The 22,831-nt window shown below is 48.9% G+C and carries 22 protein-coding genes; 5 read left to right on the forward strand and 17 right to left on the reverse strand.

The window, feature by feature from the left end:
* Positions 1-62 precede the first annotated feature (62 nt).
* The 11 genes from Q337_RS0109710 to mazG form a co-directional block, all read right to left on the reverse strand.
* On the reverse strand, positions 63-992 hold the full coding sequence (locus tag Q337_RS0109710) for a polyprenyl synthetase family protein (protein ID WP_026471434.1): 930 nt from the start codon (positions 990-992) through the stop codon (positions 63-65).
* A 163-nt stretch (positions 993-1,155) separates the two neighbouring features.
* Positions 1,156-1,500 (reverse strand): zinc ribbon domain-containing protein YjdM, encoded by a 345-nt coding sequence (locus Q337_RS0109715; RefSeq protein WP_026471435.1) that lies wholly within the window; start codon positions 1,498-1,500, stop codon positions 1,156-1,158.
* A gap of 131 nt (positions 1,501-1,631) precedes the next feature.
* The gene (gene yjgA / locus Q337_RS0109720; protein ID WP_026471436.1) at positions 1,632-2,177 is read right to left on the reverse strand and encodes a ribosome biogenesis factor YjgA; all 546 of its coding nucleotides are present in this window, start codon (positions 2,175-2,177) and stop codon (positions 1,632-1,634) included.
* Positions 2,178-2,180: 3 nt separating this feature from the next.
* The gene (locus Q337_RS0109725; protein WP_026471437.1) at positions 2,181-2,450 is read right to left on the reverse strand and encodes an HPr family phosphocarrier protein; all 270 of its coding nucleotides are present in this window, start codon (positions 2,448-2,450) and stop codon (positions 2,181-2,183) included.
* A complete protein-coding gene (gene rapZ / locus Q337_RS0109730) occupies positions 2,447-3,298 on the reverse strand; it encodes an RNase adapter RapZ (RefSeq protein WP_026471438.1) in 852 nt (283 codons plus the stop codon). Before rapZ ends, Q337_RS0109725 begins: the two co-directional genes overlap by 4 nt.
* Before the next feature lie 113 nt (positions 3,299-3,411).
* Positions 3,412-4,260, reverse strand: coding sequence for a pantoate--beta-alanine ligase (panC, locus tag Q337_RS0109735; protein ID WP_026471439.1), 849 nt, complete (start codon positions 4,258-4,260; stop codon positions 3,412-3,414).
* Between the two features lie 145 nt (positions 4,261-4,405).
* The gene (gene panB, locus Q337_RS0109740; protein ID WP_026471440.1) at positions 4,406-5,212 is read right to left on the reverse strand and encodes a 3-methyl-2-oxobutanoate hydroxymethyltransferase; all 807 of its coding nucleotides are present in this window, start codon (positions 5,210-5,212) and stop codon (positions 4,406-4,408) included.
* A 98-nt stretch (positions 5,213-5,310) separates the two neighbouring features.
* Entirely contained in the window at positions 5,311-5,850 is a 540-nt protein-coding gene (gene folK, locus Q337_RS0109745) for a 2-amino-4-hydroxy-6-hydroxymethyldihydropteridine diphosphokinase (protein WP_051526766.1), read from the reverse strand.
* Positions 5,847-7,346, reverse strand: coding sequence for a polynucleotide adenylyltransferase PcnB (gene pcnB / locus Q337_RS0109750; protein ID WP_026471442.1), 1,500 nt, complete (start codon positions 7,344-7,346; stop codon positions 5,847-5,849). Before pcnB ends, folK begins: the two co-directional genes overlap by 4 nt.
* Before the next feature lie 163 nt (positions 7,347-7,509).
* A complete protein-coding gene (locus Q337_RS18390) occupies positions 7,510-7,932 on the reverse strand; it encodes a helix-hairpin-helix domain-containing protein (protein ID WP_084494807.1) in 423 nt (140 codons plus the stop codon).
* A 202-nt stretch (positions 7,933-8,134) separates the two neighbouring features.
* The gene (mazG, locus tag Q337_RS0109765) at positions 8,135-8,953 is read right to left on the reverse strand and encodes a nucleoside triphosphate pyrophosphohydrolase (protein ID WP_228133114.1); all 819 of its coding nucleotides are present in this window, start codon (positions 8,951-8,953) and stop codon (positions 8,135-8,137) included.
* A gap of 84 nt (positions 8,954-9,037) precedes the next feature.
* Here mazG and Q337_RS0109770 point away from each other — a divergent pair, with 84 nt between their 5' ends.
* Together Q337_RS0109770 and Q337_RS0109775 are read left to right on the forward strand one after the other, a co-directional pair.
* Positions 9,038-9,811 (forward strand): SDR family oxidoreductase, encoded by a 774-nt coding sequence (locus Q337_RS0109770; protein WP_026471444.1) that lies wholly within the window; start codon positions 9,038-9,040, stop codon positions 9,809-9,811.
* An 82-nt stretch (positions 9,812-9,893) separates the two neighbouring features.
* Complete coding sequence (locus Q337_RS0109775) at positions 9,894-10,421, forward strand: hypothetical protein (protein WP_026471445.1); 528 nt, start codon at positions 9,894-9,896, stop codon at positions 10,419-10,421.
* A 166-nt stretch (positions 10,422-10,587) separates the two neighbouring features.
* Here the strand turns inward: Q337_RS0109775 and Q337_RS0109780 are convergent, their stop codons facing one another.
* The 4 genes from Q337_RS0109780 to cysM all read right to left on the reverse strand — a co-directional run bounded on the left by Q337_RS0109780 (position 10,588) and on the right by cysM (position 16,294).
* On the reverse strand, positions 10,588-12,894 hold the full coding sequence (locus Q337_RS0109780; protein WP_026471446.1) for a RelA/SpoT family protein: 2,307 nt from the start codon (positions 12,892-12,894) through the stop codon (positions 10,588-10,590).
* Positions 12,895-12,961: 67 nt separating this feature from the next.
* Entirely contained in the window at positions 12,962-14,380 is a 1,419-nt protein-coding gene (gene rlmD / locus Q337_RS0109785; protein ID WP_026471447.1) for a 23S rRNA (uracil(1939)-C(5))-methyltransferase RlmD, read from the reverse strand.
* Positions 14,381-14,477: 97 nt separating this feature from the next.
* Positions 14,478-15,284 carry a 3'-5' exonuclease gene (locus tag Q337_RS0109790; RefSeq protein WP_026471448.1) on the reverse strand — a complete coding sequence of 269 codons (807 nt, stop codon included), beginning with the start codon at positions 15,282-15,284 and terminating at the stop codon, positions 14,478-14,480.
* A gap of 68 nt (positions 15,285-15,352) precedes the next feature.
* The gene (gene cysM / locus Q337_RS0109795) at positions 15,353-16,294 is read right to left on the reverse strand and encodes a cysteine synthase CysM (protein ID WP_407636767.1); all 942 of its coding nucleotides are present in this window, start codon (positions 16,292-16,294) and stop codon (positions 15,353-15,355) included.
* A 210-nt stretch (positions 16,295-16,504) separates the two neighbouring features.
* On the opposite strand from cysM, the gene Q337_RS0109800 reads away from it, so the two are divergent.
* Together Q337_RS0109800 and Q337_RS0109805 are read left to right on the forward strand one after the other, a co-directional pair.
* The gene (locus Q337_RS0109800) at positions 16,505-19,444 is read left to right on the forward strand and encodes an ATP-binding protein (protein ID WP_026471450.1); all 2,940 of its coding nucleotides are present in this window, start codon (positions 16,505-16,507) and stop codon (positions 19,442-19,444) included.
* Positions 19,445-19,539: 95 nt separating this feature from the next.
* Positions 19,540-20,328 carry a crotonase/enoyl-CoA hydratase family protein gene (locus Q337_RS0109805; protein ID WP_026471451.1) on the forward strand — a complete coding sequence of 263 codons (789 nt, stop codon included), beginning with the start codon at positions 19,540-19,542 and terminating at the stop codon, positions 20,326-20,328.
* Between the two features lie 294 nt (positions 20,329-20,622).
* Here Q337_RS0109805 and Q337_RS0109810 read toward each other — a convergent pair whose 3' ends face one another.
* Both Q337_RS0109810 and Q337_RS0109815 read right to left on the reverse strand, forming a co-directional pair.
* Positions 20,623-21,054, reverse strand: a complete 432-nt coding sequence (locus Q337_RS0109810; RefSeq protein WP_026471452.1) for a hypothetical protein — start codon at positions 21,052-21,054, stop codon at positions 20,623-20,625.
* A 219-nt stretch (positions 21,055-21,273) separates the two neighbouring features.
* Positions 21,274-21,696 (reverse strand): hypothetical protein, encoded by a 423-nt coding sequence (locus Q337_RS0109815; RefSeq protein ID WP_026471453.1) that lies wholly within the window; start codon positions 21,694-21,696, stop codon positions 21,274-21,276.
* Positions 21,697-21,916: 220 nt separating this feature from the next.
* Here Q337_RS0109815 and Q337_RS0109820 point away from each other — a divergent pair, with 220 nt between their 5' ends.
* Positions 21,917-22,792: an NAD(P)-dependent oxidoreductase gene (locus tag Q337_RS0109820; protein ID WP_026471454.1), complete on the forward strand. Its 876-nt coding sequence runs from the start codon at positions 21,917-21,919 to the stop codon at positions 22,790-22,792.
* Positions 22,793-22,831 lie beyond the last annotated feature (39 nt).

Here is a 22,831-nt window from a genome sequence, read left to right on the forward strand (position 1 = left end):
CCAAAAAAACTACCTGTGTCAGGTAGTTTTTTTATAGCTTTTAACCGGACAGTATGATGCTGCTACTGCTCACGGTTAAGTAAAAAACGGGCAATCCCTTCCAGCGGTTCCATGTCCTTGGCGCTATAAGGCAAGCTCTTTAAAGCATTAAAGGCGCGCTGGTGTAGATCCTGTGCCAATGCAGTGGCTTTATCCAGTCCAATAATGGAAGGATAAGTGGCTTTCTGGTTACGCTGGTCAAGGCCAGCCGTTTTGCCCAATGCTTCTGTACTTGCCGTCACATCCAGAATGTCGTCCTGTACCTGATAGGCCAGCCCTAAAAATCCGCCAAATTCAATCAGCTGGCTATACAAGGAATCGCGCATTTCAATGCCAACACTGAGTGCGCCCATACCAATGGCAGCCTGGATGAGTGCACCAGTCTTGTTCAGGTGAATGGTTTCCAGATCCAGTTCACTAATGGTTTTGTTTTCCGCACTTAAATCCAGAACCTGACCCTGCACCATACGATTGGCGGCTTGTGCCAGTACACAGGATTGCTGGCTGCTCACCACCATGTCACGCGGTGTTTTCTCGGTATCCTGTGAAAAATAATTACTGTTTAAGACTTCAAATGCCATGGTTTGCAGAATATCCCCCGCCAGCAAGGCTGTGGCTTCACCAAAAACCTTGTGACAGGTGGGCTGGCCGCGGCGTAGCTCATCGTCATCCATGCAAGGCAAGTCATCATGCACCAGTGAATAACAGTGGATCAGCTCGATTGCGACAGCAGCACGGCGCGCCGCAATATTCAGGATTGGCTCATGCATAATGGCAGTGGCATAAGTGAGCGCGGGACGAATCCGCTTGCCGCCCAGCATGACTGCATGATGCACAGCTTCTTTAAGCGGTGATGGCAATAATTGCTGATCCAGAACAGTCTGCAAATCCAACTGGATGCGATCACGGGCTGCCGTTAAACTGTCTTGTTCTTCAGTGGTTAGCGTTACCATGGAATTTCTCACGTATCATTTTATGTTTTAACTGATTGTGCCTTAACTAAAATAACAATCTGTATTTGTTGTGTTTTTGCATACAGCATTTTTGAAGAAAGCGCATTTGTTAGCTTCTACCAGCATCAGACTCATCAAAGCAGACAGCCTGAATCAAAAGCCATCAGGCCTTTTTAACAAATTCGGATTTTAGCTTCATGGCGCCAATGCCATCAATCTTGCAGTCTATATCATGGCCATCACTTGCATCCGGCAGCAAGCGAATATTCTTGACCTTGGTGCCAACCTTCACCACCAGCGATGAACCTTTAACTTTCAGGTCTTTAATGACGGTCACAGTATCGCCATCACTCAGTAGATTACCATTGGCATCTTTAATCGGTTGAACTTCATCAGCAGTGGCTGTATCAGTGGCGCTCCACTCATGGGCACATTCAGGGCAAATCAGTTGGCTTCCATCTTCGTAAGTATAGATGGACTGGCATTGCGGGCAGGCAGGTAAGCTCATACGATATCCCCTAAAAAATTTAAGGGATTATACGGGATTTATGCAACCAAGACCTGCTTCATCACTACCAAAATGGACAACTCTTTCAAGTCGTACAAATGAAAAATGCAGGACATTGTTTGTTAAATACTTTATTTACTTTCATCAGACAGCAAGGCTACCTGCTGGACATAATTAACCAGTTTTTGCCGTGACTGTTGCTGGGTATTTTCATCACTGTTCTGGGTTATATCACGCTGCAAACGCAGGATATGCTGACGCAGGGTATGCCGCTCTGCCGCATGATACTGGCGCACAAAATCGTTAACGGCCTGATCGCCCTGTTCCAGCAAGCGGTCAATCCAGCGCATCAGTTGTGCCTGTTTTTTGGCCCCCTGCCGTGGCGATAGCGCACCCATGAGCACACTTTCATCTTCATTGCGCAATAGCTTGCCAATGCGCTGAAAATGCCGCCGTCGCGCCTCGAAGGATGTAATCTGCCCTAACTGTAGCAGGGCATCTTTTAATGCCTCATCAATCGGCAGTTTTTTAATCTGGTTGGCAGACAAGGTCGCCAGTTGCTCACCCAAGGCAGCAAAACGCTGTACAGCTTTTTTCTGTTCGGTCTTGCTGGGCCTGCCATCTAGGGCTTCCCATTCCTCTTCAATGGTCTTGCGTGATGCATTCTTGTATGGCATGGGCTATTCTGCCTCCATAAAACGGGCAGCAAATAAGTCACGAATCGCCTCAAAGGCTTTGTCTTCATCTGGACCGTTAATCACTAAACGTAAGGTACTTCCCTTGCCTGCACCCAGCATGAGCAGCGACATGATATTTTTGGCATCAATCAGGTTATTGCCACGACCCAGCTGGATATCGGAACGATAGCGGGTGGTGACTTCAATCAGGCGCCCGGAGGCGCGTGCATGTAAACCTAGTTTGTTAATGACATCTATGGTGGTATCTATCATGACCAGTGCTTCATTTCTCGATGCAAGGTTTGGGTAGGCCATTGTAGCTTAAGTGCGTCGCTGAGTCTGTTTACCAGATAAACAGACCGGTGCTGTCCGCCTGTGCAGCCAATGGCAACGGTCAGGTAATGTCGATGGCTTTCGGCAAATACCGGCATCCATTTGCTCAGAAACTGATAAATGTCATCAAACATTCCATTTACATTTTTATCAGAACCTAAAAAATCTTGCACGTCTTTATCAAGGCCTGTTTTGGGACGCAGTGCTGCTTGCCAGTGCGGATTTGGTAAATGGCGCACATCAAAGACAAAATCAGCATCCAGTGGAATACCATGCTTATAGCCAAATGATTGCAAAATCAGAATCATCTGGTCGCCCTGCCCCATCTTGACGGTCAGGGTTTGCTTAAGCTCATGCACATTCAGGCTGCTGGTATCCAGTGTCAGGGTAGCGCGGTTGGCAACCGGTGCCAGCAGTGCTTCCTCGGCAACCAATGCTTCCTGCAAGGTGCTATAGCGATCAGCCAGCGGATGACGGCGACGGGTTGCGCCAAAACGTGCCAGCAACACATCATCGCGTGCATTCAAAAATAGAACTTCAACTTCGCCATGTGCTTTAAGCTGCTCTAAAATGGATTCAAACTCCATCAGGTCAGAGCGCGGCGTACGTACATCCACACCCAGCGCCAGCATATCCAGATGGTTTTCCTGATCCAGCTTGGCCACGATTTCCGGCAATAGGGATAATGGCAAATTATCAATACTGTAATAGCCAATATCCTCCAGAATGTGCAGCGCAGAACTTTTCCCTGAACCGGAACGCCCGGATACAATAAGTAGTCTTTTCACCCTTCCCCCTGATACTTAAACAACTGATATTTCACTATTTGCAGGCAAGGTCTATCTAACTACGAAACTATGCGCCCAGTGTGTAGATTCAGTGTGTGGTTTCGGTTATTGATTTAGTGAATACTCTTAATGTGCAGGTTATCAATCAGGCGGGTACTACCCAGCTTGGCGGCTGCCAGAATTATCATATCCTGCTGAATGTCATTTACCGGTTTCAGGTCAGGCGTACGGGCTTCCAGATAATCCACCACAAAACCCTGGCTGGCCAGGTAGTCACGACCACGCTGCAAGATGGCATCCAGATCAGTCTGTCCCGATTTAATGTCCTGCTCCACCATTTTCAGGGTCTGATAAATCTGGATGGCCGTTTGTTTTTCTTCAGAAGATAAATACCCGTTACGTGAACTTAAGGCCAGCCCTTGTTCATCACGCACAATCGGCACCCCAATAATATCAATGGAAAAACACAGATCCGTGGTGAGGTGACGAATGACTGCCAGTTGCTGCCAGTCCTTTTCACCAAAAAATGCGGCATTGGGCTGTACCATGTTGAATAGCTTGGTAACTACCGTTGCCACTCCCGTAAAATGTCCGGGACGGCTTTTGCCACATAAGTCATTGGCAATATCATCAACCTGTACGGTGGTCAGCTGCGGCTTGTTGCCATACATCTGCTGCACACTGGGCGCAAAAATCATATCGCAGCCGGCATCAGCCAGTAACTGGCTATCCGCTTCCAGCGTGCGTGGATATTTTTCAAAGTCCTCGCCTGCCCCAAACTGGGTGGGATTGACAAAAATACTGACCACCACCACATCACAGTATTTTTTGGCTTCCTTAACCAAGGCAATATGGCCCTGATGCAGATTGCCCATGGTAGGCACAAAACCAATGCTCTTGCGAGCCAGACGTACCGGGCTTAGCGCAGCCTGTAGGCCTTGCAGGGTTACTTCAGTTCTCATTTTTTATAACTCTGTCACTTTTTGGCTAATTTTGATGGCGATGTATAAACACAGGCTTGTTAAGGGATTGAATCCTGTTTCAGTCTTGCCGTCAGGTTAACTTGCTTTAATCCTGCAAATCCACCGACGGCTAAACGGCTTAAATTTATAGTTCAATTTGAAAGGTATGCTCGGGTGCTGGATAGGTTCCTTCACGCACCGCCTGATGATAGCTTTTAAAAGCCTCAACAATTGGGTTTTCGCCCTGCTGATCTTGTAAAAAGTTGCGTACAAAACGCGCTGATTTGCCAAAGGTCAGGCCCAGCATGTCCTGCATCACCAGTACCTGACCATCACAATGCAGGCCAGCACCAATACCAATGACGGGTACTCCAAAACGTGATTGTACTTCCTTGGCTGCCTGCACGGGCACGCATTCCAGCAAGAGCATGGCAGCACCAGCTTCAACCACAGCTTCGCAATCGGCCAGCAACTGGTCGGCGGCGCTACGGGTTTTGGCCTGCACCTTATAGCCACCAAAAACATTTACCGACTGTGGGGTCAAACCCAGATGCACACAGGTCGGAATGCCACCCTGCGCCAGCACACGAACGGTATCAGCCAGCCATGCCCCGCCTTCGATCTTGATCATTTGCGCCCCGGCCTGCATCACCTGACGTGCCGAATCAATGGCTTCCGGCAAGGTGCTATAACTCATAAATGGCAGGTCGGCAATAATCAGTGCATGCTGGTTGCCACGGCGCACGGCACGGGTATGGTAGGCCATGTCCTGTACTGTTACTGGCAATGTTGAATCATGTCCCTGAATGGTCATTCCCAGTGAATCCCCAATCAGGATGGTATCAATCTGCGCCACTTCCATTGCCTTGGCCATGGTTGCATCATAGCAGGTCAGGCAGGAAAAGCGGGTACCTTCTGCCTTGTACTGTTGCAACTTGCTTAGACTAATCATGAGATATTCTCCGTGGCCAGATAGGGAAATAACAGCAACTGGTATCATTGCCGTAATGATGGCTTCGCTTAACTGCTGATTGTTTAGGATAAAGCTGCCTAAGAAGAAGCTACCCAAGATGAATCAGCAATCTGGCAAATACCCTTAGACTCTTGTGCAGCAAGACAATCCTTGATGGGCATGTCAGCAATATGCAACTGCGCATCAAGTTCAAGCAGCGGAATCACTACAAAATTGCGTTGCAGGATGCCGACATGCGGAATGGTGAGTTCCGGTGTATCAATGCATTGTTCAGCATATAGCAGGATATCCAGATCCAGCGTGCGTTCACCCCAGCGGCGCAGGCGAATACGGCCAGCCTGCTGTTCAATCTGTTGCAGTGCAGCCAGTAGTTCATGTGCGGTTAGCTGGGTTTCAAAGCCAGCCACCGCATTCAAATAATCCGGCTGGTCTTGCGGTCCCATTGGTTTGCTCAAGTACAAGCCAGATACGCGCACCAAACCCGTGGACAGCTTTTTTAGCGCCTGTACGGCCTGCTGCAAAATCTGTCTGGAATTGCCACTGTCATTGGACAGGTTGCTACCCAGCCCAATATAAACCAGATGGCTTTCTACAAGATAATTGGCCGCCACACTCATTTATTGCGGCCCATTTCCACCTGAAACTGCTCGCGCGGCTTGCGGCGACGGCGCGTAATCGGATGATTGGCATTTTGAACAGTCTTACTGGATGCAATCACGGCATGATCCAGCGAGTTATCAATTGCGCGGGCAACCTCGGCATTTTTTGAAGCACGGCGGCGCGCGGCTGGCCGGGTAGACGCCAGATCAGGAATTGATAAAATCACTTCATCGGTATCATCTGCGCTATCAGTAACACTGTCATCAGCAACATGACCCTCAGCAACCCGCTTGCGCTTGTCACGGATCAGCTGGCGGTTGTATTTCTGGATGGCACGCTCTTTGTCATCGGTGCTGAGTTCCTGATAGTCATGCCACCACTGCCCCATACCCTGCGTGCCGGTATCGCCAGATTGCTCACGCAAATACAGGAAATCATAGGCAGCACGGAAACGCGCATGTGTTGCCAGTGCTGGAATCTGGCGGGTTCGGGGTTCAATCAGCCGCGGCTGCATTTCCCACACTTCACGGATAAAGTTTTCTGAATAACGCGGAATAGCGGTTCTTAATGCCTGACGCCGTAGTGTATCCATCCCGGCCTGCGTGCGTGCTTCCACATCAGGCAAGCCTTTGTCTTTTAAAAGTTGTAGGCGCTTTAAATAAGCTTCCCACAGCAGCACCGCATAGAAAAATGCCGGATTAATGCTCTTGCCCTGCTTGATGCGCTGATCGGTATTAACCGCAGCCCGCTCAATAAATGGCGTGACCTGTTGTGGCACATCAGCAAACAGCTGCGACCAGATATGATGCTTAATCAGTAGCGGCAATAATTCAGTGAGATGACCAGCACTAAACATTTTCTGGCTTTCATCATACAACCGGTGCGGCGACACTTCGCGCAGCAGCACGGTCATATCGGGAATCAGAATATTGAGGATGGGCTGGTCAATGCTAAAGTTCAGCTTGGCCGCAAAGCGCAGCACACGCAACATGCGCACCGGATCCTCCTCAAAGCGTTGCACCGGATCACCCAGCAGACGCAGTTTCTTATTCTTGATATCATCCAGCGCATGGCAAAAATCCAGCAGCTTGTTTTTATGCGGCTGGTAGTACAGCGTGTTAATAGAAAAATCGCGTCGCGCATAATCCTGCTGAATGGTGCCCCAGGCATTATCACGCAGCACCATGCCACTGGCACTGGTCTGGGCCTGCCGTGGTGGGGCGCGGAAAGTGGCAACTTCAATCATGTCACGGCCAATAAACACGTGCGCCAGCTCAAAGCGACGGCCAATAATACGGCAACGGCGGCCAAATGTTTCACGGATCTGGGACGGGGTGGCATTGGTCACCGCATCAAAATCCTTGGGATGCAAGCCCAGCAGCAAATCACGGACACTGCCACCAACAATGTAGGCTTCATATCCTGCTTTGGTCAGGGTGTCGATAACTTCCACAATGGCCGGTGACAATAAGGCAATTGATAAACCATAGTCAGACGCGCGCAAAGTTTGCACAGACGGCAGGCTCCTAAAGGCAAATGCAACAACTAATAATGCGGCTGATAATAGCCTGTTGCCCGGTAATGAGCAATTATGCTTGGGTTTTTTTTCTTAACGGGCAAGCGCTCGCCAGCATTACCACTACATGGATTAAGGCTAAGCGCCTGCAAAATATCCGTTAGTTGAGACGAATCCGGTCACGGTTTTTCTCAAGGGTGGCTGGGCCAATTCCCTTTACAGCCAGCAAATCTTCCGGCTGTTTGAATTTTCCGTTTTGTTGCCGGTATTCCACAATGGCTTTGGCCTTTGCTGGGCCAACCCCAACCAGCGTATTGCTTAGGCTGGCTTCATCTGCCGTATTGATATTGATTGGCGTACTGCTTTTTTGCGAGGCAGACTTTTTGCCCGCCGTTACAGTTTTGTTTGCCGCAGGATTTTTAACCGTAGTGCTATTGGTTGCAGCACCAGGGCTTGTTGTAGTTTTGCGGGTTGCGGTACGCTGCTGGGCCAGAATTTGGTCATGCTGCTGTTGCTGGCGCGCATATTCATCAAAGCTGGTGTGCAATTCACGCGGCGGGTCGGCTTGTACCGGGCTAATCATGCTGAGCAGCCCTAACAGTACTAAGTCCAGCCACGTTAACAGCTTAGCCCTGTCATGCTTTGATTGATAAAATTTTTTGTTCATCATTGCTCTCTTTCACTTTTATTTTAACATGCTGTTTTTGAAAATTTAAAGTATATTGTTCTTAAAAATACTGGATAAAACCCAATTTCAAAAAATCAGGCTTAATTCTTTTCCTGCATTACTTTTTCAGGTGAATCTTGGCCTGTTCCCACAGGATATCCATGTCGTGCAAATTGCTTTGCTCAGGCGTTATCCCCTGTGCAGCCAACTGGTCTTCAATATAGGCAAACCGCTGGCGAAATTTGGCGACTGTACCCAGTAAAGCGGTTTCACTTTGAACATTGAGCTTGCGTGCCACATTGATCAGGGCAAAAAAGCAGTCGCCCAGTTCATCTGCAATCTGCGCACTATCCTGATGACTGATAGCCTGCTCCAGCTCGGCAATTTCTTCATACAGCTTGTCTTTGGCACCCTGCACATCCGGCCAGTCAAAGCCCAGTTTGGCTGCCTGCTTTTGCAAGTCCTGTGCCTGCATCAGCGCTGGCCCCGGCTTGATCTCATCCAGACGACGGCGCGGAGTTTTACCTTCATTTAACCGCTCGGTTTGCTTCACCTGCTCCCATAGCTGATTCACTTCAGTCTGGCTGGTTGCACTGGCCTCGCTAAATACATGCGGATGACGGCGGATCAGTTTGTGCGCCAAGCTATTCACCACATCACTAAAGTTAAAGGCCTGATTTTTACCAAAGGCAGGCTCGCTAAACATTTGTGCCTGAAACACCACCTGTAGCAGCAAGTCGCCCAGTTCATCGCGAATATCCGCAAGATGTCCCGACTGAATGGCAGCCTCAACCTCATAAGCTTCCTCAATGGCATAGCGGGTCAGGCTTTTTGGGGTTTGTGCCTTGTCCCACGGGCATTCATTACGCAAGCGCTGCATGATATGCAGCAGGTCATCAAGCTGGTAGGTTGACATTTTTTCTGATTCGCACCACATTGGTTTATCCTGCGCATTAAACACAAAAAGTGCCAGACTGCACAACATTAAACAATTTTAAATCGGTTTTTCAGGAGTTTTGCCATGTCCAAGGCCATTTTTATTACCGGTGCAGGCGCTGGCATCGGTGCAGCAACGGCCCAGCTTTTTTTGAACAAGGGCTGGCGTGTGGGTCTGTATGACCTTGATGTTAGTGCTATGCAGGCAGTTGCCGCACAGTATCCACAGGATCAGGTTCTCACAGGCTGGCTGGACGTTACCCAGCCGGAAGCATGGCAAGAAGCACTGGCCGGTTTTTTTGCATGGGCAGGCCGGCTGGATGTGTTACTGAACAACGCGGGCATTTTATTTTCCGGCCCATTTGAGCAAACACCGCTGGCCCAGCATGCCAAAACGCTTAATGTGAATGTGCAGGGTGTGATGAATGGCTGCCACAACGCACTGCCCTATTTAAAGCAAACCAAAGAGGCCTGTGTAATTAATCTATCCTCCGCCTCAGCGATTTATGGTCAGGCTGATCTGGCCAGTTATTCATCCAGCAAGTTTGCCGTGCGCGGCCTGACCGAAGCACTGAACATTGAATGGCACAAATATGGTATTCGCGTGATGGATATCATGCCATTGTTTGTACAAACCGGCATGGTTACTGATATGAATGCCTCCAGCATTAAACGTATGGGCGTTAATCTTACTGCCAGTGATGTGGCCAATACAGTCTATAAGGCCGCTACTGCATCGCCTGCGCTGGCACTGGTACACTGGCCGGTTGGCCTGCCTGCTAAGTTAATGTTTACCCTGTCACGCTTAAGCCCGCAACTCCTGAACGAAAAGGTAAACCAGTGGCTGACGCGCGGCTAGTTTTAATTGACTAATGTTTTAAATTTCAATACATTGAAAGCCAATAATCACAACGATAGCCTTGCCTACTCAGGAGCGCATCATGCGTCTATTTTTACTTGCTACAACGTTAAGCTTAGGGGTTACCACTGCACATGCTGGCCTGTTTGATACTTTAAATGCAGTCAGCCAGATTGCTGCCAATGTGAGCAGTTCAGGTAAAGTCACGACCAATGCTACCCCGTCTACACCGACGACCACCAGCTCAACCACACCGATTTCCACCAGCACATTGTCCCAGATGGATTGCCCAGCGCTGGAAGTTGCTGCACTGAATGGCACCCGTGAACTAGAACTGGTTAAAGCCAATATCCAACAAATTGATAGCCTGAATAATAACCCGCAGTACCAGCAACAAAAAGCAGCCAGCAGTGCCATTGGCACACTGGGTAGTTTACTGGCCAGCAAAGGCGGTAAAACCGGGGAATATGCACAGGCAGCTCAGCAACTGGGCAATGCTGGTGCTAGCTCGCCTGATCTGGATCTGGATACCCAGTTGGCATTAGGCAAAAAATACATGACGGATCTGGACAACATCCGTATTTATCAAAAACATAAGAAATGTTCATAAGATAAAATCTTCAATTAAAAAATAGCCCAGCGTGTTCGGGCTATTTTTTTGTCTTGTGAATTATTTTCTTTGAAATTATTAGAGCTATACTGCTGTCGATAACTCAGAAGTTATCCACAGCAGCGTTTGAATTGGCGTACTTTTTAATCAAGACTCATGATCAAGCTTATGCATTACCCAGCACCAGACGGCGCGCACTGATAATCCCCGGTTGTTGCTCCAACCGTGCCAGTAAGCGCGATAATTGCGCCAAGCCTTTGACTTCAATGGATAATTTCATATTGGCAATGCCGTCAGCCTCTGAAATAGTATTAACCTGACGGATATTGATATGATCGGCAAAAATAACCTGGGTTAAATCCTTGAGCAAACCACGGCGATCATAGGCTTCCACCACAATTTGCACGCTTTGACCCCGGGTAGGCTGCATTTCCCAGTCGGCTTCAATGGCACGTTCCGGTTCATGCTTGATCATGCGGCCATATTCCGGACAGGTCAGCTTATGAATGCTAACGCCCCGGTTTAGGGTAATATAACCACCAATCGCTTCACCATGCACGGGCTGACAGCACTGCGCCACATGCAGCTCGACATTATCCAGACCATCAATCAGGATGCCATGCGCAGACAATGTGTGGCTGGCACGCGGGTTTAAGGCTGGCTTGAGCACCAGCTCCGGCTCATCCTGATCAATACGCATTTGCCGGTTAATCTGGTTCATGAGCTGATGCAGGCCAATATCGCCAGTCACCAATCCAATCAGCACATCATCGCCGGTTTTAACATTAAACACCTGACAGTAATCGCTCAGGTCAATGCTTTTAGGATGAACTGCCAGCCGTGATAGTTCCTTGTTTAAAATATCCCGGCCAATTTCCAGATTCTTGCTGCGATCCTGCTGGCGAAACCAGTGGCGCAGCTTGTCACGCGCGCGTGAGGTGGTAATGTAGCCCAGCGAATTAACCAGCCAGTCGCGGTTGGGTTCACGGTCACGCTTGGTCAGGATTTCAACCTGCTCGCCAGTTTTTAAGCGATAGGTTAATGGCACATAGCGCTGATTGACTCGCGCCGCATAGCAATGGTTACCGACTTCAGTATGCACATGATAGGCAAAATCCAGCACGGTGGAATCGCGCGGCAGTTCCTTGATATCGCCATCGCGGGTGAACACATAAATCTGCTCAAATCCGTCCAGATCCTGCAACTGCTCAATATCATCAATATTGGGATCCTGATTGGAATCCTCATCTTCCAGCCGATCCTGATAATGCTCCAGCACGGCACGTAATGAATGCAGCCGATGGTTAAAGGACTGGTCGGTGCGCTTGGTGCCTTCCTTATAATTAAAGTGCGAACATACCCCAAGCTCAGCCTCATGGTGCATGGTAAAGGTGCGAATCTGCACTTCCAGCGACTTGTGCTCGGCAATCACGGCCGTGTGCAGCGAGCGGTAGCCATTGGCCTTGGGATTGGTAATGTAATCATCAAACTGGTTGGGAATGTGCCGCCACAACTGATGCACGATGCCCAGACTGTGATAGCACTCGGGCACGGTGTCGACCAGCACCCGTAAAGCGCGGATATCATAAAGCTGATCAAAGCTTAAGGCCTTGCTGCGCATCTTGCGGTAAATGGAATAAATATGCTTGGCGCGGCCAGTGACTTCCGCCGTAATGCCCTGTGCAGCCAGTTCAGTTTTAAGCTGCCGGGTGACATTCTGGATGTATTGCTCACGCTCCAGTCGTTTTTCATTCAGCAGGGTGGCAATTTCCTTGTAGCGCTCGGGCGACAAATAGCGAAACGCAAGGTCTTCCAGTTCCCACTTGAGCTGGGCAATCCCCAGACGGTGCGCAAGCGGGGCATAAATGGATAAAATTTCGCGGCCCACCCGCTCTTGGCGTTCGCGCGAGGCACTCGACAACTCACGCAGGGCAAAGGTTCGCTCGGCCAGCTTAATGAGCACTACACGCACATCTTCAGTGACTGAAATCAGCATCTTGTAGATGCCAGTTAAATGCTCGCGCTGGTTATTTTCAAAATGGTCTTCCAGTCTCTTATTGTTTTCAATCAGGTCAGACAGGCGACCCATGGCCAGTGTGCCCTTAACCAGCAAGGCCACATGCTCACCAAACAGACTTAATACTTCATCAAGATTAATAATATCTTCGCGTACACTGCGATACAGCAGGGCCGCAACCAAAGTGTCTTCATCGACTTTCAGATGCGCCAGAATATCGGTCATGCCGACACCGGTTGAAAATGCATTGGAGCGATGGGCTTTTTTCTGTGCCAGCGTACGCTCCATCACCAGATGGCAGGCACTGGACAGCTGGCTTAAATCGGTATCATCCAGCTGGGTACGCAAGCGTTCCAGCCAGATTTCCAGATCAATCTCGCCAAAGGACAGTTCGTCAGATTGAGCAACATCAGCATCGTCTAGCCGTCTGGGCAACTCTTCGCGTACGGTGACCATGCTACACTCCCATTATGCTTTTCAACAGTCAAATGACCTAAAGCCGTTCAAACCCAACTTTTCGCGCCTAGCTTTTTTCAAACAGGGCAATCGATTCCACATGTCCGGTGTGGGTAAACATATCCATAACCCCCGCCTTTTTCATGCGGTAACCCGACTGCGCCAGTATACCTGCATCACGCGCCAAGGTGGCTGGATTACACGAGACATAAACAATTCGTCTGGCATTAAATTTTGGTAAATAATGCATGACTTCTTCAGCACCCGAGCGTGGCGGATCAATCAGCAGGGCGTCAAATCCCTGTGCAGCCCACGGCTGGTATGAAAAGTCCTTGGTGAGGTCCTGCGCGTAAAACTCAAGGTTGTTCATGCCATTTAATGCAGCATTTTCAAACCCACGCGCCACCATCTCACTGCTGCCTTCCACCGCAACCACCTGACCGCTTGGGCCAACCCGGCGTGCCAGTGGCAATGAAAAGTTGCCCAAACCGCAAAACAGGTCCAGCACACGTTCGCCTTGTTTTAAGTCAAGCAAATCGCAGGCCAGAGTGACCATTTGCCGGTTCATATCCCGATTCACCTGGGTAAAATCCAGCGGTGAAAAGGCAAAGCGCACATTAAAATCCGGCAACTCATAATACAGGCGCATGGGGGCATCCGGCTGGTCGATGCGGTGCACGCTGTCATAGCCTTCAGGTTGTAAATACAGTTGCCAGTTAACTTCGTGGGCAAATGCCAGCAATTGTTGCACATCGCTGTCAATCAGTGGCTTGAGATGACGCACAATCATGGCTACCGATTTGTTGTCGATCGCCTGCCCATCAGCCGTAACATTTGCAATCTCATCGCCAATGGCCATTTCCAGTTGGGAAATGTTTTCACGGCCAGCAAGACCAATTAGCAATTGCTTGAGCTGCTCAAGTCGCTCGCCAATTTGCGCATCCAGTACCTTGCAGACATTCAAGTCCGTCAGATAGCTGCTTTTGCGCTCGCGAAAACCCACCAGCATGCGGTCTTTTTTAGCCACCCAGCGCACTCCCAGCCGTGCTTTGCGTCGGTAATCGGTGCGGGTGGAACGCAACGGAGGTAGCCATTGTTCTGGTTCTAGCCCACCAAAATGCTGAAAATGTGAGGCCAGTACATCGTGCTTAAAGCGGATTTGCGCATCCGGATGCATGTGTTGCAAGCTGCAACCGCCACAGATGCCAAAATGCGGACAAACTGGCTCAATCCGGTCTGGCGATGGGTTAGCCAATACCATCTCACAATCGGCTTCTTCGTATTTTTTATGGGTTTCATGCACTTGGGCATTCACGGTTTCACCGGGTAAAGCAAACGCCACAAACACCTTTTTACCAGTCTTATCAATGGGATGGCCTTCTTGCGTAGCATAGTGGCTAATGCCGCGTCCTTCATGACTTAACGCTTCAATGTTAAAGGTTAAAGATGGTTGCTGGCGTTGTTTTTCACGTTGCTTGCGTCTCATGTATCTATCCCAAAATGAACTTTCAGGCTGGCAAACAGGCTTTAACATACAAGCCTTAAGCTGGCTAAAAAATATAGGCGGTCGATAAAGCTAAAAATTAGCAAAGCGGATTAAAGGGCGTTAGTTTGGCATTGTTCTGCCAGTTGGCTAAAAACTCATGCTGGCCGGGCAACTGCTCGGCAATATAGTCATGGGTGAATTTAATCCAGTGCTGGTGTTCATCGCGGTTTAAATGCCCGCGCAGTAACTGCCAGCGCAGATAAATCAGCCAGGTGTTGATCACATCGCTTTCACAGTACTGGCACAGTACTTTCCAGTCCTGATTTTTCACATAGTCATGCACATGGTAGCCACTATGGCCCTGCTTGCCGGGAAAGCCCAGAAACAGTGCCAGCTCATCCAGCCGTTGAAAATTGCGTGCGTTAAACAGCGCGAGGCAATCCATCAGGTCAGTATGGCGATGCTGGTAACGGTTCTGGTAGTTGTCGTAGCGGCGGGCATTGTTAAAGTCGCCCTGATCGAGAAAACCCTGTGCGCTTAAGCCATAATGCATGGCCCGCAAAATCAGCACGGGCAAGTCAAAGGCCGTGCCATTCCAGCTCACCAGCGTGGGAAAATGCTTGTCAAACACGGACAAAAACCGTTTGATAATTTCCTGCTCGCTCATGCTTTCCTGACAAAAGGAAAATAGCCTGATCTGGCCTTCTTCCACCCAGATGCCAGAAATACAGACAATTTCATGCAAGGGCAAGCGCGGAAAATCACTGTTGCTTTCCTGTCGGCGGATGTTATTCATGGCCAAGACGGTGTCATCATCCGGCAAGTCTAGTCCATACAGGCGCGAACCGGAACGGACATCCGGAATGGTTTCAATGTCAAACACCAGCACTGGCAGGTTTAGCATGACAAATCCATTTGCATAAAAATCTTCCCTAATCAGCAACCCGGCTCATCTATATAAGCCTGCCCTGTTTAATCCACCACGGAAAACAGGCCAGTGGACAGGTAACGGTCACCGCGGTCACAAATAATACAGACAATCACTGCATCCGGCTGTTCCTGAGAAATAGCTTCAGCTACCTGAATGGCTGCCCATGCGGCACCGCCAGAGGACACGCCAGCAAAAATGCCTTCCTGCCGCGCAAGCTGGCGCATGGTTTTTTCAGCTTCAAGCTGCGGAATGTCCATGGTGCGATCCACCAGTGATGGATCAAAAATGGTCGGCAAATATTCCTTGGGCCAGCGACGAATTCCGGCAATGGCAGCACCTTCAGAAGGTTGCAGCCCAATAATCTGAATATCGGGATTTTTTTCCTTAAGGTATTTGGCCACGCCCATGATGGTGCCGGTGGTGCCCATGGAACTGACAAAATGGGTAATTTTGCCATCCGTTTGTTGCCAGATTTCAGGGCCAGTGGTCAGGTAATGTGCAGCACTATTATCCGGGTTGCCAAACTGGTTAAGCACCAGACCCTTGCCCTCGCTTTGCATTTGCAGTGCCAGGTCACGTGCCCCTTCCATCCCAGCAGTCTTGGCCGGTACTTCAATCAATTCTGCGCCATAGGCAGCCATGGCATCCTTGCGTTCCTGACTCATGTTATCCGGCATAATCAGGATCATCTTGTAACCGCGCATGGCAGCCACCATCGCCAGCGCAATGCCAGTGTTGCCACTGGTAGCTTCAATCAGGGTATCACCGGGCTTGATGTCACCACGGCGTTCAGCTTGCATAATCATGTTGTAGGCCGGACGGTCCTTCACCGAACCGGCTGGATTATTACCTTCCAGCTTGGCATACACACTGGCAGCGGTATGATTGGCCAGACGCTGCAAGCGCACCAGTGGCGTGTTGCCCACATAGTGATCCAAGGCATGCGGATCAGGATTAATCATTGTGTTATTCAAATCGGCCATTTTGCATCACCTGCCCAAAAGTGCGCCTATTGTAATGAAAAAGCTGGCCTGCTGCACGACCTTCTCTCAGATTCTCCAGCGGCAATCTGCAATACAGATGTTATGGCAGGGCTTTAGCAAGCCGATAGATTACAGTCGGAATCACTGCAAAGCATGTGAATTTGCAGGATTTCCTTTTATACTCGGTCAAAACCCAAGCCTATTAACGCCATGTCTGTACAACGCCTGCGCTGGTATCACCGTTTACGCATCACCAATGCCTATGGGCAACTGATTGCGCTGATTTTTTTGCCCATTATGATCCTGTCATCCGTGGGCGCCAGTCTGGTGTTAATAGAAACCGCGCGCTCCTCGCGTGCCGAACAGCGTAATGCGGCATTTGCCATTCTGGCGCGCTACCAGCCCACGGCACAACGCCTGAACCTGCTGCTGGACCAGCCGCAGCAGCATGAAAAAATCCGCTCCATTTTGCAAAACATGCTGAATGAATCCAATTTGCTGCGCGTGGCCATGATTGACCGTGAAGGCCGTCCACGCATCTCGTTTGGTTATGGCAGCAATCTGGCATGGCCCGTGTTTGAGGCGCACCGCGAAACCTTTGGCCCTCTGCATTCTAACATTGGCACCACCTATGGTCTGCGCGCCGGTTATACCAGCGACGGGCCAGTGTGGCTGGTGGTGGACATGGACAACAAACCACTACAACTGGCGCGTTACCGGGTGTGGCTGGTGCTAGCTGTTACCGGATTGCTGACGCTGCTGTTGCTATTGTTGTGCCTGAATTTTTATTCAAGGCGCTGGATTTCTCCCATTTATGAAATTCGCCTGCAACTGCAACGCCTAAGCGCTGACACGCTGGGCCAGGATATTCAAATTAATGGCACCGGAGAGCTGCGCCTGTTGCAGGTTGATCTGGTGACCCTATTGCGGCGCCTGCATGAAAGCTTTGAAGAGTTGCGCCAGCACACTGAACAAACCGAAGATGACTTGCGCAAGACACTGGATGCGCTGGAAATCCAGAACATTACCTACCGTAAGGCACGCGATCAGGCCATTACCGCCAATCAGGCCAAATCCGTGTTTCTGGCCAATATCAGCCACGAATTACGCACGCCCCTGAACAGTATCGACGGCTTTGTCAATTTGATGGCACGCAAGGGCAACCTGTCCGACCAGCAAACCATTTATATTCAAACCATTCAAAAATCATCGGCGCACCTGCTGGCACTGGTAAACGATGTGCTGGATTTTTCCAAGATTGATGCAGGCAAACTGGTGCTGGAACAGGCGCCATTTGATCTGGAACAGGCGGTGTTTGACGTGATTGACATGCTGTCGCCACTGGCCTGTGAGAAAAAAATCGACATGGCGGTCTATTATTATGAAGACATGCCCAGACAGGTGAATGGCGACGCCTTGCGCTTTAAGCAAATCCTGACCAATCTGGTGAGTAATGCCATCAAGTTTACCCCGGATGGTGACATCATTGTGCGGGCACGGCTGGAAGACAGTCTTGACGGCCATCATCTGGTACATATCTCGGTGCAGGATAGCGGCATTGGCCTGTCCGGTGCAGACCGCAAGCGCCTGTTTGAATCCTTTTCGCAAGGTGATCCTTCCGTCACCCGGCAATATGGTGGCACAGGCCTTGGTCTTGCTATTTCACGGCAACTAGTACAACTGATGCAGGGCAAAATTGGCTTTGAGGATAATCAGGAACGCCATCCCACCGACAAGGGCGCCACTTTCTGGTTTACCGTACAACTGGGCAAAGTAGCTGGCGATGAGATGTCGTGGCCCAGTCTTGATGACTGGAATATCCTGTCCTGCATTCAGCATCCGGCCAGTGCCAATGTATTGCGTGGCTATTTAAGCCAGCTTGAGGCACAGCAGCAGGAAGCCCAATCCATTCCCGACCTGTTTGGCCGCCTGATTCCGTTTGAAGCCCAGCGCCATGCGCATAGCTGGGTCATTGTTGATAGCGGCGGTGATACCGAAGCCTTATTGCGTGAAATCCGTACCCGTTACTACGGCGCGCTGGCGGTGTATGGCTACCAGATGGCGATTGATCCCGACATTCTCAAGCGCTATGACGCCGTGGCCCTGTATGAACCCATGAGCCGCTCTGCGCTGATTGCCATGTTGCAGCACGAACAACTGTTTAGCCGCAGCCAGCCGGAATTTTCCGGACAAGGCTTGCACATCCTGGCGGTAGATGATCATCTGCCCAACCTGATGGTACTGGAAGCATTGCTTAATGATCTGGGCGTAGAAGTGACCAATGCACATAGCGGTATTGAAGCCATTGAAGTGCTGACCCTGCGCCATGAACAGGGCCGTACCCCATTTGATCTGGTATTTATGGACATTCAAATGCCACGCATGTCCGGTCTGGAAGCCACTCAAGCCATCCGCCTGCTGGAACAGGAATGGGACACCAGCCAGCCTTTACCCATCATTGCCCTGACCGCCCATGCCTTAAATGATGAAAAGGAAAACCTGCTGGCCTCAGGCATGAATGACTATGTCAGCAAGCCCATCCAGATTGACCAGTTAGTGCGCATCCTCAAACAGTGGACCAATTCGCATCACAAGCCAGAGCAATCAAACCATACGCCAGACTATCTGGCAGCAGGCTATCTAGCAGCAAATCATGATTCAGCTTTTCCATCGGGCGAAAGCACTATTTCTGCCTCTAGCAGCAACTTTTATCCGGATGATTTTTCCCCTGAAGAATTTTACAGGCCGGTTAGTGGTGTCATGCAGCAGGAATTGCAGTCGCACATTCTGGACTGGCCAGAAAGCATCAAGCTGTCCAATGGTAAAGCCGACCTTGCCACTGAGCTATTGCAAATGCTGGTATCCAGTTTTGCCGAAGAAAAAACCCTGCTGAAAGCCCTAATGGACAAACAGGATTATGCCGAGCTTGAACAGCGCATTCACCGCCTGTATGGCGCCACCCGCTATATTGGCTTGCCGACATTGCAAGCACTAAGTCGCGCTTTTGAGAAACTGCTGGCAGATCAGCGCAAATCCGGTGCAACCATCAATGACAGCTTTATCGAAGATGTCGAGATGTATTACCAGCAACTGGTGGAGGCCATGACTGATCTGGACAGCGAAGCACAAAAAATCCTGAATCCAGGCTGAATTGGCAATTCATCCAACGTTCACTGACCCAATAGTCAACTTTTTAAAGCAGTTAGGCCGTATGATCAGGCCAAATACAACAGATGAGGTAAATCATGGCACTGGTAAGCCTGACCCGGATTGGCGAAATTGCCCACGTCCAGTTAAACCGCCCCGAAAAACGCAATGCCATGAGCTTTGCCATGCTGCATGAACTAGTGCACACTGCCAAAAAAATCAAAAAAGACAAAAGCATTCGCGTAGTGATCCTGTCGGGTCAGGGTGAGGCATTTAGCGCCGGGATTGACTTAAGTGATTTGAATAATCCCAAGAATATGGCGTATGCCGGATGGGAGTTGTTGAAGCCTGGACAGAGCATTTTTCAAAAGGCCAACCTGATCTGGCAAACCCTACCCGTGCCGGTGATTGCTGCCCTGCATGGTCATTGTCTGGGCGCTGGCATGCAACTGGCGCTGGGCGCAGATATCCGCATTTGCCATCCGGACTGCAAGCTATCCATTATGGAAAGCCGCTGGGGCCTAGTGCCGGATATGGGTCTGACCCGTTCTATCAAGGATATTATTCCACTGGATCTGGCCAAGGAACTCACCCTGACCGGACGTATTTTTGATGGCAACTATGCCAAGCAAATTGGTTTGGTGACACACTTAAATGCAGACCCGGTGGCACAAGCCATGCAACTGGCCGAAGAACTGATTCAGCGCTCTCCTGATGCCCTGCTGGCCGGCAAGCGCGTACTAGATGCCATGGCACATGCGCCAAAACGTGCATTACGCCTTGAAAAGCTGTGGCAGTTTAAGCTGATTTTGGGCCAGAACAGTAAGATTGCCCGGCTTAAGGATAAAAAGCCCGAAATGAATTTTAAGCCAAGGCAGTTTGGGTAGTCTGTCATGAGGTGTTGGGCTAATAGTCTAGCACCGTATAACCTTGCTCTGCGTTTGAATGAGCATATATACCACAAGACAAACATAGCGAAGTAGCTTTAAACTTACTCAGGATCAGGCTTCATATAACGACCCGTTGCAGAGCGGCAAAACAGTGCTTTGCTATTCGTTGCTCAGGGTTATAGTAGCGATTGTGGCTGTAATACAAGCCACTTTGCTAATCGAAATACTGCCCAGCAATGCACAGTGATGTCTATAGGAACCATAAGACCAGAGTTCTGAACATCACCAGATTCAACAGCTCTTACTATCTATAACCATTTTGTTCTCATTTAAATAAAAACAACCTACACCATGATAGCCTGCGCCACCATCAATCGAATAAAGATATTGAGTATTTAACTGTAGCTGCTTGGGTTTTACAATCTCATTAAATCCGCTTGGTTTAATGCCATAAGTCCATTTATAGGTGTAATCATTTTTAAAATTAAACCAGCTTCTTTCCCTACTTATCTCAATCTCCCATACTGTTTCTTTCAACGCACCATCAGGAACAGCACTATTATCCATTACGTAAAATCTAAAAACATTATCGAGCTTTTTGGCATCACTTTTAGATAGCTCAAATACAATTCCTGTATTGGCATTACCCGAAACAAGCAAATCAACCCTACCATAGCATGCCACTAACACTGGTATAAATAGTAAACTATACAAATAGCGCATTACCAGCCACCTCCAACACCACGGCTTTTCATAATATTAGGTAATCTACCTCTAAATACCTCTATAGCAAAATCATCCGCCTTAATAATAAAAAGCCAGAAGTAAGTTTTAAGCCTCGGCAGTTTGGCTAGTTAGCTTGAAAATACTGCAAGGGTTAAGTAAAAACTTAATCCTTGTTTTCTTGGCAAGATTAATATTTTTTGAATCAAAAACTTATTTTTAATAACTTAAACTATCTAACTCCCTTAAAACAAGCTCTGGAGAAGCAAGATAATCCAGTTCTTTTTGACTCCAAGACGCATACACTTTATTTTTTTCGGTTTCTAACTCATGTTCTTCAAGTTCAAAACGCGCATCGTAAATCCGAAAAATTAATTGATGAATATCTTCTTTTAAACATGGATTTTTTAAGTATTTTAAATAAAAGAAACTAATAACCAGTTCAGAGTCATAAGCACCCACGCCTGATAGCTCCTTAACAATTGCTGATATCGCTTCAGCGAATGACTGGCTTAAACTTAATGAAATCAGCCAGGGCTTTGGCGATTTAACCTGAGCGATAATGGTATCAGCCCAACCCTGTAACTCTTCCAAAGACCAATATTCAGAATCAACTATTGCATACAGTGCATTTAAATACATATTTTATCTTCAAGCGGATATAAAAAGAGTTTTAGCAATTCATCAAGGTAAAACTAGATTGTAAGCCAGTAATTTTTAATATTAGCAAAATATTGAACGTATCCATTGAAAGATATTTTCTGATCTATTCTAAAAACTCTAGGTGGCCGTACTATTTTTTGTTTTTACACATTTTAACCGATACAATTAAGCCTAAAAATTTATAGCAACTTGTTACTCCATGACCACCACTATCAAAAAATCAAAAATCGCTTTCCTCGGCATGGGACTGATGGGCACGCGCATGGCTAAGCGCCTGCTAGATGCAGGTTTTCAGGTTGCCGTCTGGAACCGGACGCTTGCTGTCTGCGAACCCTTACTACAAGCAGGGGCCAAAGCATTTTCATTTGATCAAGCCAGTACAGCAGACCTCATCATACTGTGCCTAGCCGATGACCACGCGGTTCATAGCGTTGTCCAGCAGTTGCTACCAAACCTGCGCAGTGGACAGGTGATTATTGATTTTTCCAGCCTGTCTGTTGAAATGACCCAACAACTTGCCAGTCAGGTGGCCAGCAAAAACGTGTTCTGGATTGATGCACCGGTATCGGGTGGCGTGATGGGCGCTGAAACTGGTACGTTGGTTATTTTTGCTGGGGGTGACCAGCAAACGGTGGAAACCATGCAACCTGTATTTGCACCGTTATCGCAACGTGTCACGTATATGGGATTAAATGGCACGGGTCAGGCCACCAAAATTTGTAACCAATTAATTGTCGCAGCCAGCAGCACACTGATTAGTGAAGCAGTTGAGCTGGCCAGACGCGCTGGTGTGGATACCACCCTGCTGGCGCCTGCACTGGCAGGTGGATTTGCGGACTCCAAACCCTTGCAGATTTTAGCACCGCGCATGGCAACATATTCATTTACCCCCATACAATGGAAAGTTCAAACGCTTGCCAAAGATTTAAATAATGCAATCAAACTGGCACGTCATCATCAGTTAGACATTCCGGTAGCAGCGACGGCGTTATCGCGGCTTGAAAAACACCAGCAAGACGGGCATAGTGAAGATGATTTATCCAGTATCATTTTGCTGCATAACCCTTCGTCTTGATTACGGCAGCACTGAGTTTGGTTGCATTGATACTGAACT

This window comes from Alkanindiges illinoisensis DSM 15370 (assembly GCF_000619845.1).
Lineage (GTDB): Bacteria > Pseudomonadota > Gammaproteobacteria > Pseudomonadales > Moraxellaceae > Alkanindiges > Alkanindiges illinoisensis.

Coding starts and splice junctions, on each gene's coding strand:
- Q337_RS0109710 (WP_026471434.1), bottom strand. CDS start 992: ATGGTAACGCTAACCACTGAAGAACAAGACAGTTTAACGGCAGCCCGT.
- Q337_RS0109715 (WP_026471435.1), bottom strand. CDS start 1,500: ATGAGCTTACCTGCCTGCCCGCAATGCCAGTCCATCTATACTTACGAA.
- yjgA (WP_026471436.1), bottom strand. CDS start 2,177: ATGCCATACAAGAATGCATCACGCAAGACCATTGAAGAGGAATGGGAA.
- Q337_RS0109725 (WP_026471437.1), bottom strand. CDS start 2,450: ATGATAGATACCACCATAGATGTCATTAACAAACTAGGTTTACATGCA.
- panC (WP_026471439.1), bottom strand. CDS start 4,260: ATGAGAACTGAAGTAACCCTGCAAGGCCTACAGGCTGCGCTAAGCCCG.
- panB (WP_026471440.1), bottom strand. CDS start 5,212: ATGATTAGTCTAAGCAAGTTGCAACAGTACAAGGCAGAAGGTACCCGC.
- folK (WP_051526766.1), bottom strand. CDS start 5,850: ATGAGTGTGGCGGCCAATTATCTTGTAGAAAGCCATCTGGTTTATATT.
- Q337_RS18390 (WP_084494807.1), bottom strand. CDS start 7,932: ATGATTAGCCCGGTACAAGCCGACCCGCCGCGTGAATTGCACACCAGC.
- mazG (WP_228133114.1), bottom strand. CDS start 8,953: ATGTGGTGCGAATCAGAAAAAATGTCAACCTACCAGCTTGATGACCTG.
- Q337_RS0109770 (WP_026471444.1), top strand. CDS start 9,038: ATGTCCAAGGCCATTTTTATTACCGGTGCAGGCGCTGGCATCGGTGCA.
- Q337_RS0109775 (WP_026471445.1), top strand. CDS start 9,894: ATGCGTCTATTTTTACTTGCTACAACGTTAAGCTTAGGGGTTACCACT.
- Q337_RS0109780 (WP_026471446.1), bottom strand. CDS start 12,894: ATGGTCACCGTACGCGAAGAGTTGCCCAGACGGCTAGACGATGCTGAT.
- rlmD (WP_026471447.1), bottom strand. CDS start 14,380: ATGAGACGCAAGCAACGTGAAAAACAACGCCAGCAACCATCTTTAACC.
- Q337_RS0109790 (WP_026471448.1), bottom strand. CDS start 15,284: ATGCTAAACCTGCCAGTGCTGGTGTTTGACATTGAAACCATTCCGGAT.
- cysM (WP_407636767.1), bottom strand. CDS start 16,294: ATGGCCGATTTGAATAACACAATGATTAATCCTGATCCGCATGCCTTG.
- Q337_RS0109800 (WP_026471450.1), top strand. CDS start 16,505: ATGTCTGTACAACGCCTGCGCTGGTATCACCGTTTACGCATCACCAAT.
- Q337_RS0109805 (WP_026471451.1), top strand. CDS start 19,540: ATGGCACTGGTAAGCCTGACCCGGATTGGCGAAATTGCCCACGTCCAG.
- Q337_RS0109810 (WP_026471452.1), bottom strand. CDS start 21,054: ATGCGCTATTTGTATAGTTTACTATTTATACCAGTGTTAGTGGCATGC.
- Q337_RS0109815 (WP_026471453.1), bottom strand. CDS start 21,696: ATGTATTTAAATGCACTGTATGCAATAGTTGATTCTGAATATTGGTCT.
- Q337_RS0109820 (WP_026471454.1), top strand. CDS start 21,917: ATGACCACCACTATCAAAAAATCAAAAATCGCTTTCCTCGGCATGGGA.